This window comes from Polaribacter pacificus (assembly GCF_038024035.1).
GTDB classification, from domain to species: Bacteria; Bacteroidota; Bacteroidia; order Flavobacteriales; family Flavobacteriaceae; genus Polaribacter; species Polaribacter pacificus.
Map to the genome: position 1 here is coordinate 1,966,717 of NZ_CP150664.1, position 13,268 is coordinate 1,979,984.

A 13,268-nucleotide genomic window follows, 5' to 3' on the forward strand; every position below is an offset into this window, starting at 1 on the left:
AATTTTAGAAGTTTATAAAATGAAGGGTATCTTTAGAATTGTCAGTTTTTTAGAAGGAATTTCTTACTTGTTATTGTTGTTTATTGCAACGCCTATAAAATATTTTGGAGAGGATGAAAGCTATGTAAAAATGCTAGGAATGCCTCATGGAATTTTATTTATGGTCTATATTATTTTAGCAATTATGTTAAAAGCTCCAGAAAAATGGAGTGGTAAAACACTAGGTATTGTATTGGTGGCATCTATTCTGCCTTTCGGAACCTTTTATATAGATAAAAAATATTTACAAAATTAGCCTCCACTCACTGGTGGAATAATGGCTACAACATCATTTTTATGTATTGTGATTTGATCTGAAGCATAGGCTTCATTTACTGCAACAGCATATGAATTGATGTTCTCCAACTTTGGATATAGTTTTGCAAGCTCTTTTTTAAAAGTAGCTACAGTACAATCTTCTGAGATCTCAATCTCTAGGGATGATGTTTCAAGTAGGTCTGTTGCAATCCCGAAAAGTAAAACCTGTATGTTCATACTTCAAAGTTAATTAAACAAACTCAAACCAAAGACAAAACCACTTTGCTTTTGATTGATTCCTCCTTTAGAGATGACATAATCAACACGTAAAAAACGCCATTTTCCCCAACCGATATTGCTAAGTCCAAAAGAGGCTTCTGAATAGGGTTTACGATCTCCGGTAAATAGGCCCTTAGCTCCTACAACTAAATGAAAATTTAATCGGTTAATCAGCGGAATCTTGTTTAAGAAAAACCCTTTAAAATTATGTTCTCCATGAAATTCTGCAAATTTATCGTTGGTGCTGTATGCGTAATAATCCAATAAATTAAAATGGTTTAAATAGTTGGTAGAAGGCGATACAGAAAGCTTGTTTCCATTAAAATGTTCGTAATCAATAAAAGAGATGTTCTTTTGCTCTAAAAAGAGCCCTCCTTTTACTTTATAAGAAAAAGCACCAAGATTCCCCAAAGAAGCACGTTGCCTTACTTGTCCAACGATTAGATCTGAATGTAAGTCGCTATCTCCAGAACCAAAAGTTTTTCGGTAAGCAACATACAGTGAAGGGTATTTGTCATTGTAAACAGTTATTTTACTATCGGGATATGAGAGGTATTTTGTTCCAAAATTAATTGTACTTCCCAAGCTCCAAGTCCATAAATGATGTGGTGTAAATGAGGGAGTAAAATTAGTAGCATCTTGTGGGTCATTAGACGTATAACTGCGATCCTCAATATTTCTTGCGCTATAATCTGTAGTATTTACCAAGGGTTTTCTGTCAGCATATTCTAAAGTGGTAGAAAAATTGACGCCATTTGTTAGCTCTCTAGAAAAGCCAATGTTTGCAAAAGTTTTTTCATAAATCTTTAAATAGTTTCTTTCAAAATAAGCTGAGTTAATGGTATTCATAAATTGAGAAATAGGGTTTTTACCATTAAATTGTGCTGTGGTGTTTCCTCCAGAAAAGCTGATCATTGGACGGCTTAAATTATCCCATTTATAAGTAAAATTAACGGTAGGGCGTATTTTTTTATCAGAAAAACCGTACTTAAAATTGGTAGAAACTCGAACCCATTTTCCCTGCTCATTTAATTGATTAAAGAAAGAAATACCCATTCCGGTATTCCATCCTTGCACCGTATTAAAGTTTAAATCTGATAGGGGTGAGTCTATAAACAAAGACCAGTTTTTATAAGAATTTTGAAAGCGGTATCCCGAGAGCAGATCTCCTAAAGAAAACTTGTTAGATTTTTGATCTATAGAGTCTAGATATTGTTTAGAGTTTCTAACTAGTTGAATACTGTCTTTTATTATGTAATCGGTTACTTCTTCTGTGGTTAACGGAACAGGTCTTAAGGATTTCCAATAGCTTGAATCTTTTTCTGTTGCTTCTTTGGCAAAAGATAAGATTTCTTTGCCAAAGGTGTTGCTGTCAAAAATTGGAGAAAAATTATAATTGTTATAAGCAGAGGTAAATCGACCATCAATATTAAAACCAAACAGCCCAATTTTAAAGTCGATGATCTGAGAAATAACCACCCAAAGATCTTCTGAAGCTGCATAATTGTAATCCTGTTTAAAGCGAAGAACGTCTACCATTGGCAGATTTATTTGTGCCCCAGTAATAGTTATATCTGAACCATAAATGGCCCAATCATCTTCTACGATATAAATAAAGCCATTAAAAACTCGATCATTTTTTCTTTTAGGTGTCAACTCAATTTTATTAATCAGTTTGCCTTGTTTGTCATAAAAGGTTCCCACTAATTTGAAGTTATAATAGCTAAAGGCGTAATTGGCTAAAGGTGAAATTACTTCGGCGCCAAAATCAATCGTATTTTCATACAGGTTAAAGTTTACATCTTCTGCTCTGTTAAAGCTCACGCCATTATCGCTCCCACTAACCTTAGAAGCCACAATGTGTTCTTTAAAGCTCGAAGGTCGTTTAAAAGCAATTTTTGAAACAGTTTCTGATAAATAAATGATTCCGCTTCTGGTAGAATCTAAACCTCCACCAAGATCTCCTAAGTCTTGTCCTAATATTTTTTTGGGTGCATTCTTAACTTTATACAAACCTCTAGAGTAAAAATCTGCAGTGTATTGTTTTAGTTTTTCCTGATTTTTACTCTTGTTTTGAATAACACTTCTAATAATCTTATCGGCTAAGTTTTCTTTGCTATCAATCACAACCTCATCAAGTTCAAACTGTTCTTCAATCATTTTGATGTCTAAAACATAGGGTAATTTAACTACAGAAATTTTCTTTTTGATGGTTTTAAAACCTAAGAATTGAAAAACCACAGTATAATTACCAGTACTTTTTAAGGGCAATATATATTCACCATTGTCATTACTTGTAGTCCCTGCAATCGTGTTTTCTAAATAGACACTCACAGATGATAGGGGTTCATTTTTTATGTCCACTACTTTCCCTTTAATTTGAGCACTAAGGATTGTTGTAAAAAAAAGAGAAAATAGAATGGTAGCTTTTTTCATTGGGTTTGGTTTTGATCGATAAACAAACTTAAGGATTAAAAACAGCCTAAGTTGTTTAAATGCTGTTAAAGAAGTACTATAGTTATCATAAAACTATGTTACTGTCTCTTGTTAAGAGACGCCTCTAATTATAAAAAGGTTGCTTGCTAAACTTCTTTAAAATCAGAATAGATCAAAGAATAAAGACCTCTAAAATGAATATAGGCCTTGTTAAAAAAGAGTATATTTGTAAGTTCTTATAAACAGCAAAAACTATGAGTGATTCTAGAAAAAGGCATGAAGCTTTAATATACCACGCAAAGCCACAACCAGGGAAAATAGAAGTTGTTCCGACAAAAAAATATGCCACTCAGCATGATTTATCATTGGCCTATTCACCAGGAGTTGCAGAACCTTGTTTAGAAATAGAAAAAGACCCAAACAATGCTTATAAGTATACAGCAAAGGGTAATTTAGTTGCTGTAATTACTAATGGAACCGCTGTTTTAGGTCTCGGAAATATTGGGGCATTGGCATCCAAACCAGTAATGGAAGGAAAGGCATTGCTTTTTAAGATTTTTGCAGACATAGATGTGTTTGATATAGAAGTTGACACTACTGATATTGATAAATTTATAGAAACGGTCAAGGCAATTGCTCCAACTTTTGGAGGGATTAATTTAGAAGATATTAAGGCGCCAGAAGCCTTTGAAATAGAAAGACGATTAAAAGAAGAATTAGACATTCCCGTAATGCACGATGACCAGCATGGAACGGCTATAATTTCTGCAGCCGCGCTTAAAAATGCCATCGAAATTACAGGTAAAAATATAAAAGATATACAAGTTGTAATTAATGGAGCAGGTGCTGCAGCCATTTCTTGTACCAAATTATATTTAAAATTAGGCGTACAAGTGTCTAATGTTGTGATGTGTGATAGCAAAGGTGTCATTAGAAAAGATCGCGATAACTTAAACGAACAAAAGCAAGAGTTTGCGACCAATAAAGACATTCATACTTTAGAAGAGGCCATGCACAATGCAGATGTTTTTATCGGTTTGTCTAAAGGAAATGTTGTGAGTCCAGAGATGTTATTATCTATGGCCAAAGACCCAATAGTTTTTGCAATGGCAAATCCAGTTCCAGAAATTTCATATGATGTTGCAGTCGCAACTAGAAAAGATATTATTATGGCTACCGGTCGTTCTGACCACCCTAATCAGGTAAATAATGTTCTTGGATTTCCATTTATTTTTAGAGGAGCGTTAGATGTTAGGGCTACTAAAATAAATGAAGAAATGAAAATGGCAGCAGTGCACGCCTTAGCTGAATTGGCCAAAAAAACGGTTCCAGAACAAGTGAATATTGTATATGATGAAATTAGTTTGTCATTTGGTAAAGAATACATCATCCCAAAACCTTTTGACCCTAGATTGATTTATGAAATACCTCCAGCAATTGCAAAAGCAGCCATTGATTCTGGTGTAGCTCTAGAGCCAATTACTGATTGGGTAAAATACCAAGAAGAACTGATGGATCGTTCTGGTACAGGTAGTAAAGAAATCCGATTGTTGCACAACAGAGCAAAAAACAACCCAAAGAGCATTGTTTTTGCAGAGGCAGATCATTTAGATGTATTAAAGGCTGCACAGCGAGTACATGATGAAAAGATTGGTTTCCCTATTTTATTGGGTAGACGTGAAGTTATTTTAGAGTTAAAAGAAGAGATTGGTTTTCATGCTGATGTACTTATCATTGACCCTAAAACCGATGAAGAAGAAGAGCGTAGAAATCGTTATGGAGAGATCTATTGGAAATCAAGACAACGCAAAGGAACTACACTTTTTCAGGCTAGAAAAATAATGAGAGAGCGCAATTATTTTGCTGCCATGATGGTTAATTCAGGTGAGGCAGATTCATTAATTACAGGGTACTCTAGATCATATCCTTCAGTGGTAAAACCAATGCTAGAACTGATAGAAAAAGCAAATGGAGTTACCCGAGTTGCTGCGGCTAATTTAATGTTAACCAAACAAGGTCCCTTGTTTTTAGCAGATACAACCATTAATATCAATCCTACTGCTAAAGACCTGGCAAAAATATCTCAATTAACCTATTCACTGGCTAGAATGTTTGGAGTAAAACCCAATATAGCCATGCTGTCTTTTTCTAATTTTGGTTCATCAGAATCAGAATCAGCGGTTAAAATTAGAGAAGCTGTGGCTTATATTCACAGACATTTTCCTCAGGTAGTTATTGATGGAGAGCTTCAGGCAGACTTTGCTTTAAACAGAGAAATGCTTGCCAAAGAATTTCCATTTTCTAAATTGAATGGACAAAAAGTAAATGTGCTAATTTTCCCAAATTTAGATGCGGCAAACATTACCTACAAACTAATGAAACAAGTTGATGAAATTGAGTCTGTAGGGCCTATTTTAATGGGACTTAAAAAACCGGTTCATATTCTACAGTTAGGAGCAAGTGTTGATGAAATGGTGAATATGGCTGCTGTAGCAGTAGTAGATGCACAACAAAAAGGAAAGCATAAATAAAGCAGATATGATTACTCAAATTAAAGGTAGATTGGTAGAGAAAAATCCCACTTATGTGGTGATAGACTGTAATGGTGTGGGGTATTTACTACACATTTCATTGCAAACTTTTTCTGCACTTCCAGATCATGAAGCAATTACCCTATTTACGCATCTTTCTGTAAAAGAAGATGCACATACGCTCTACGGATTTATTGATAAGACAGAGCGTGAAATCTTTAGGTTGCTAATTTCTGTTTCGGGAGTTGGACCGAGCATCGCTAGAACCATGTTGTCTTCTATGACTACCGATGAGATTCAACAAGCCATAGCTTCAGAAAATACAGCGGTAATTCAAGGAGTTAAAGGAATAGGAGCTAAAACAGCCCAAAGAGTCATTATAGACCTAAAAGATAAAATTTTAAAAACGTTCGATATGGACGTAATTTCCGTTGGACAAAACAATACAAACAAAGAAGAAGCGTTATCTGCATTAGAAGTACTAGGCTTTAATAGAAAACAATCAGATAAAGTAGTTAATACCATTTTAAAAGAGCACCGTGATGCAACGGTAGAGTTTTTAATAAAAAAGGCATTAAAAAGTTTGTAATAAATTTGAAAAACGTGAAGTTTCATAGGTTTTTATGCTGTGCCATTATTGCATTTTTAGCAACTGCGACTTCCTACTCACAAACCAAAACCACAGCTAGAGATTCCATTGTTAAAGACACGGTTTCTCCGCTTAGATATACCTTTAAATCTTCTCAACAAGGGAGTCTCTTTTTAAACAAACCATCTAGCATAGAAGTAAGGTTTGATAAGGGTTTAAACAAGTATATCATCCAAGAAAAAATTGGTTCTTATAAAATTGGAAACCCCAAATATTTATCACTTAAAGAGTATCAAGAATATCGCTTAAAAAATGATGTAAAAAGTTATTTTAAAAATAAGATTGATGCTTTAAACAGTAAAAAGAAAGGAGTAGACGATGTGCAAAAGAACCTTCTACCTACTTACTATGTCAATTCTAAATTTTTTGAATCTGTTTTTGGTAGCAATAGTGTAGAAGTAACTCCAACAGGTAGCATTTCTCTTAAATTTGGTGGAATTTATCAGAATGTAGACAATCCTCAAATATCAGAAAACAACCGAAGTAGTTTTACTTTTGATTTTGATCAGCAAATTACAGCAAGCATCACCGCTAAAATAGGTGAACGATTAAAAGTTACCGCAGATTATGATACGCAGGCCTCTTTTGATTTTCAAAACCTTTTTAAATTAGAATACACGCCAACAGAAGATGATATTATTCGGAAAATTGAGGCAGGAAATATCTCAATGCCGATTAAAAATTCGCTGATCAATGGTGCTCAGAGTTTGTTCGGAGCAAAAACTGAATTGCAATTTGGAAAGACCAAAGTTACTGCTGTAATTTCTCAGCAGAATTCAGAAAGCAAGAACATCGTTTCTGAGACAGGAGGCTATATTACTCCTTTTGAACTGCGTGCAACTGATTATGATGACAATCGTCATTTTTTCTTGGCTCAATATTTTAGAACCCAATACAAAACAGCTTTACAAAATTACCCACTAATTAGTAGCCCAATTAAGATTACCCGATTAGAAGTTTGGGTGACTAATAAAAATGCCAATACAGAAAACTTTAGAAATATTGTTGCCTTTGCAGATCTTGGAGAATCTGAACCAAATGAGTTTGTTAACTCAAACATAAACCCAACGAGCCCACCAACAGTTCTCGGTAAAAATATCCCTGCAAATGAGGCAAATGAGCTCTCGTCATTTTTAGTACTCAATAGCCCAATTAGAGATATATCAACTGTTGATGATGCCCTAAGTTCTAGTTTTAATATGAAACAAGGAACCGATTATTCAGTTTTACAGAACGCAAGAAAATTAAATGAATCAGAGTATACATTTAACTCACAACTGGGGTTTATCTCTTTAAATAGAAAACTAAATGAAGGAGAAGTATTAGCAGTTGCCTATGAGTACACTGTGGTCGGTAGTGATAAATCGTCTTATAAAGTTGGAGAGTTTACCAACGACGGAATTGTGGCACCAGAAAACTTGGCCGTAAAATTATTGCGAAGTGAAATCATCACCACAAAGAGAACGGTTGCTGGAGTCGAAGAGCAGTTTCCTCTTTGGAAATTGATGATGAAAAACGTGTATGCTTTAGGTGTGTTTCCGATCAACCCTAATGGTTTTAGATTTGAAGTTTTATACAGAGATGACCTTACAGGGATCTCAACTAATACACTTCAGAACGCGAGTACTCCAGACATCAATACAAAGCCATTGTTGAAAGTGCTTAATCTAGATCAATTAAATCAAAGTTTGATCACGGTTCCCAATGGAGATGGTTTCTTTGATTTTGTAGAAAACATTACGGTAAATTCAAGCAAGGGTTTTGTAATTTTTCCTGATACAGAGCCTTTTGGAACAGGCTTAAAAAGCGTATTAACAACTGCAAGTGATCAAAGCAGCTATGTTTTTAGCGAGTTGTATAGCAATACCAAAGCGCAGGCAAAAAACAATTTTCAAAACAAGGACAAATTTCTTTTAAAAGGATACGCCAAAACAGAAAATAATGGCAGTATTTCTTTAAATGCATTTAATGTTCCTCAGGGTTCTGTAAAGGTCACAGCTGGAGGAAGACAGCTGGTAGAAGGAATGGATTATACTGTTGATTATCGATTTGGAAAAGTACAGATTATTGATGCAGGGCTACAAGCATCTGGAATTCCAATTAATGTATCAACAGAAAATAATGCTGTTTTTAATCAGCAACGTAAAACTTTTTTAGGTCTTGATATTGAGCATCAATTTTCTGATGAATTTATAGTTGGAGCAACGGTGGTAAATGTCAATGAACGACCGGTAACTCAAAAAGCAAATTACGGACAAGATCCAATAAACAATACCATGTTTGGTTTAAATGTGGATTATGCTACAGAAGTTCCGCTTTTTACAAGACTTGCTAATAAACTCCCTTTTGTAAGTACAGATGTTCCTTCTAATTTGTCCATTAGAGCAGATATGGCTTATTTATTACCTGGGACTCCTAGCGGGATAGATGTCAACGGACAGGCCACTACCTATGTTGATGATTTTGAAGCTTCACAGATTCCAATTGATTTGCTGTCGCCTTTAAGTTGGTTTACGGCGAGCACGCCTGATACTCCAACTTTTCCTAATTTTAATGGTGATAAAAAAAATGACCTTTCTTATAACAATCAGCGGGCAAAATTATCTTGGTATTCTGTAGATCAAATTTTTTATGGAAATGGTGCTAAACCAGCAAACATAGACAACGTAGAACTGTCAAGAAGTGAAGTTCGTCAAATTGGGTATGCAGAATTGTTTCCCAATACTGATTTGGACATTACTCAAAACACCTTGGTAAGAACCTTAGATTTGGCATATTTTCCTTCAGAAAGAGGGACTTATAATATGGATGATACCAATGCAAATGGAACTGTTTTAAATAATCCAGAAACTAGGTGGGGTGGTATCATGAGACCTTTAACCACCAATAATTTTGATCAAGCAAATGTTGAGTACATTCAATTTTGGATTAAAGATCCCTATCAAGATTATTCCATCACCAATGAAGAAGGTCTTCCAATAGGAATAGATCCTAAGAATCCATTAAATCAGGTTGGAGATTTGTATTTTAACTTGGGAAACATCTCTGAGGACATTTTAAAGGACAATCGTAAAATGTATGAAAATGGGCTGCCTACAGATGGATCAACCAGAAATACGATACCAACCAATTGGGGTAATATACCCTTAAATCAATCCATTGTTTATGCTTTTGATGAGAATGATTTATCTCGAAAAAATCAAGATATTGGTTTAGATGGAATTAAAAATGAAGATGAAGCAGCATTTTTCTCTAATTTGGGAATCAATATTGCCAATTTAAACCCTAAAGATATTGCTTCTGATAACTTTCAATATTTTAGAGGAAGTGATTTAGATGCTAAGAATGCAACTATTTTAACTCGATATAAAAACTTCAACAATACCGAAGGGAATTCACCAACAGCAAACCAATCTTTAGAACCCTATCCAACTTCTGCAAGTTCATATCCAGATACAGAAGACATTAATAAGGATCAAACCATGAACACTGTTGAGAGTTATTTTGAATACAAGATATCCCTCGATAAAAATAATTTGGTAAAAGGAGTCAATAATATAGTTGATGAAAAAGAAACAACTGTAACCTTACCTGATGGTAGTTCTAGACGAACCAAATGGTATCAGTTTCGAATTCCAGTTAGAAGTGGCGTTCCTATTAATGGGATCACAGATTTTAATAGCATTCGATTTATCAGAATGTATTTAACCAAATTTAAAATGCCGGTAGTTTTGCGTTTTGGTCAATTAGAGTTGGTTAGAAGTGATTATAGACGTTATACAAAAACCTTAGATCCTTCTGTTAGTCCACAAAAAGAGTTAACCCAACAACAGGTAAATGATTTTGAAGTCGGGGTGGTAAATATTGAACAAAATGAAGGTAGATATGTGGTTCCTCCAGGAATAATAAGAGAACAATTACAAGGAACATCAACCATACAACAGCAAAATGAACAATCTGTTTCTATCAAGGTTTCAAATCTAGGACCCAATGAAATTAGAGCTATTTATAAAAATGTAAGTGTAGATTTGCGGATGTATAAAGAACTTCAGATGTTCTTGCACGCAGAACCTTTGGTAACCGGAAGTATTGCAGATGATGATTTGGTGGCAATTGTGAGATTAGGGACAGATCTAGATGAAAATTTTTACCAGTTAGAAATCCCTTTAAAAATTTCTCAAAATGGAAGCCTGGTCCCGACAAGTGTTTGGCCCGAGGCCAATAACTTACAAGCGACTTTAGAAAAATTAGGACAGCTTAAACTACAAAGAGATGCTAATATTCTTAACTCTGGTGGAGCGGTAGCGGTAAACAAATTATACCCATTTCCTTCAGGTTCTGACCCTAAAGAGTTAATCCTACGGGTTAAGGGGAACCCCACATTGGCATCGGTTAGAACCTTAATGTTAGGGGTTAAAAATAGTGCTACCACAGCTAAAAGTGCCGAAATTTGGTTTAATGAGCTTCGCGCCGCAGGGTTTGACAATCAAGGAGGGTGGGCAGCAGTTATAAGTGCTGATACAAATTTTGCAGATGTCATTGATTTGTCCTTAACCGGGAAAGTGCAAACCATGGGCTTTGGGAATGTAGAGGATCGTGTAAATCAAAGGAGTATAGAAGAAGTAAAACAATACGATTTTTCAACCAATATTAAACTCGGAAAGATGCTTCCTCAACATTGGGGCATCCAATTGCCTTTAAGTTATAGTATAGGAGAAGAGTTTAAAGACCCCAAATATGATCCACAGTATCAAGATGTAAAGTTTGCAGATGCCAAAGACAGCAATCCAAATAGTATTAATGCACAAGATTACACCATTAGAAAGAGTGTTAGTTTTATAAATGTAAAAAAGAAAAAGAATCCAAAATCAACCAAAAAACCAAAATTCTACGATGTAGAAAACCTGTCTTTTTCTTATGCCTTTTCTGAAGAGTTTCACAAGGATTATACGATAGAAAAGTACCTAAATAAAAATTTAACAACCTCAGCAAGTTATAATTTTCAGATTCAATCAAAATTTTTAGAACCTTTTAAAAACAGTAAAATGTTTGCTAAAAGCAAGTATTTTCAATTTATAAAAGATATAAACCTTAAGCTATTGCCAACAAGTTTTGGGGTAAATTCTCGTATTACTCGTAGTTTTAATCAACAAAAATCAAGAAACTTAATAGAAGGTCTGTCATCTCAGCCAACGCTTACTCAGCGTAAATTTTTATTTGATTGGGATTATACGGTTGCTTTTGATTTGACAAAATCTCTAGAATTAAACTTTAACGCAAACAACAACTATATAAATGATGTTTTAGATTTTAAGGAAGATGACGGAATCTATACTGGCTTCTTTAACATTGGTAGACCTAATCATTATAACCAAAACTTAAAAGCAACCTATAAACTGCCTCTTGATAAATTTCCTTTTTTAGGTTTTGTCAATTCACAGTACTCTTACAATGCAACTTTTGATTGGCAAGCGAGTTCACAGACCTATCAAGATAAAATAGGAAACCTATTACAAAACTCAAACACACATAATTTTAATAGTAAGTTTAATTTTACAAAATTGTATCAAGATCTTGGGCTTAAAAAGTTGTTTGTTCGTGCTCCAAAGCCAAAAAAACCGACTATTAACAGCAACCCGAGACTTCCTAGTATCAGAAAAGCTACTATAGATGATGTAGCCCCCCCCGAAACCTTTAAGGATAAATTTTTATTAGGGATGTACAATTTTCTTACCATTGTTAAAACAGGGCAGCTGAGTTACGCTTCAAACAACGGGACCTTACTACCTGGATATACAGGTACTGCTGGCTTTTTGGGGACTGATCAAATTAACGGAGGATTAGCACCTTCTTTAGGTTTTGTTTTTGGAAGTCAGGTAGATATCAGAAACACAGCTTTATCTAAAGGATGGCTAGTAGCACCAAGAAATCAAAATACAGGAGAGTATTATAATAAAACTTATAGCAACACATCGTATAATAAATTTGATCTCTCGGTTTCTATTCAGCCAATAAAAGATTTAACTGTAGAGCTGTTCGGAAATAAAATTCGTACTAAAAACATTTCACAGCAACTCGATATTATAGATGATGGTAGCACTTTTGGAGCTTTGGCAGAGACACCACTCTTTGAAAGCGGGAATTTTAGCACTAGTTATTCTATGCTTTCTACCGTTTTTAAAGACTCAGATGTTTTATTTCAAAATCTATTAAATAATAGAACTGAGATTGCTCAAAGATTATCTGATCAATCAGGGCTTCCGTTAAATGGTTTTAAGGAAAGTGGACAACAAGTTTTATTACCCGCTTTTGTGGCCGCCTATTCTGGAGAGAGTTCAAGTAAGGTTGGGCTTGGCGTTTTTAAAAACCTCCCGATTCCAAACTGGACTTTTCGATATAGAGGCTTGATGAATCTAGATTGGTTTAAAGATAATTTTTCAAGTTTTGTAATTTCTAACGGATACAAATCTTCCTACACAGTAGCAAATTACACCAACAATCTTCAATTTGATGCTAGTAAACCAACTCAAGTAAATGCTTCGGGTAATTACCAACCAGAGTTGTTGGTTTCTTCTCTAAGTTTAATTGATGAGTTTTCTCCCCTAATTAAAATTGATGTAAAAATGAGAAATTCATTTTCTTTTGTGGGTGAAATAAGAAGAGATAGAACGCTAACTCTAAACTTTGACAATAGTACTTTAACAGATGTAAAAGGGACAGAATTTATCGTTGGCTTGGGCTATAAGATCTCAAATGTTGGCTTTAGAACCAACTTTATTGGAAAGAATCAACAGTTAAGAGGTGATATCAACCTGCGCGCAAATCTTTCAATTAGAGATAATTTAACCATGATTCGTTCTTTAGATGTAGAAAATAATCAAATAAGTGGTGGTCAAAAACTTTTATCTATTAAATTTGCGGCAGATTATAAATTAAATACTAGTTTAACGGCTTCGTTTTATTACAATCACAATACTTCGAAATATGCCATTTCAACAACCTTTCCGAGACAGACAATCAATGCAGGGTTGAACATAATTTACAATTTAGGAAACTAAACATTAACAATTATAAAA

At 34.4% G+C, this 13,268-nt stretch carries 6 protein-coding genes; 4 read left to right on the forward strand and 2 right to left on the reverse strand.

Going from position 1 to position 13,268, the window contains the following annotated elements:
- Positions 1-19 precede the first annotated feature (19 nt).
- Positions 20-295 (forward strand): DUF3817 domain-containing protein, encoded by a 276-nt coding sequence (locus WHC90_RS08910; RefSeq protein WP_188598129.1) that lies wholly within the window; start codon positions 20-22, stop codon positions 293-295.
- Here the strand turns inward: WHC90_RS08910 and WHC90_RS08915 are convergent.
- Positions 292-534, reverse strand: coding sequence for a MoaD/ThiS family protein (locus tag WHC90_RS08915; protein ID WP_188598130.1), 243 nt, complete (start codon positions 532-534; stop codon positions 292-294). The two genes, WHC90_RS08910 and WHC90_RS08915, sit on opposite strands and share 4 nt — an antisense overlap.
- Before the next feature lie 9 nt (positions 535-543).
- Positions 544-3,012 carry a DUF5686 and carboxypeptidase regulatory-like domain-containing protein gene (locus WHC90_RS08920; protein WP_188598131.1) on the reverse strand — a complete coding sequence of 823 codons (2,469 nt, stop codon included), beginning with the start codon at positions 3,010-3,012 and terminating at the stop codon, positions 544-546.
- A 254-nt stretch (positions 3,013-3,266) separates the two neighbouring features.
- On the opposite strand from WHC90_RS08920, the gene WHC90_RS08925 reads away from it, so the two are divergent.
- Genes WHC90_RS08925 through sprA form a run of 3 tightly spaced genes read left to right on the forward strand, consistent with a single transcriptional unit; the run spans position 3,267 to position 13,250 of the window.
- Positions 3,267-5,543, forward strand: a complete 2,277-nt coding sequence (locus WHC90_RS08925; protein ID WP_188598132.1) for an NADP-dependent malic enzyme — start codon at positions 3,267-3,269, stop codon at positions 5,541-5,543.
- 7 nt (positions 5,544-5,550) lie between these two features.
- Positions 5,551-6,132 carry a Holliday junction branch migration protein RuvA gene (ruvA, locus tag WHC90_RS08930; RefSeq protein WP_188598597.1) on the forward strand — a complete coding sequence of 194 codons (582 nt, stop codon included), beginning with the start codon at positions 5,551-5,553 and terminating at the stop codon, positions 6,130-6,132.
- Positions 6,133-6,146: 14 nt separating this feature from the next.
- A complete protein-coding gene (gene sprA / locus WHC90_RS08935) occupies positions 6,147-13,250 on the forward strand; it encodes a cell surface protein SprA (RefSeq protein WP_188598133.1) in 7,104 nt (2,367 codons plus the stop codon).
- The last annotated feature ends 18 nt before the right edge of the window (positions 13,251-13,268 follow it).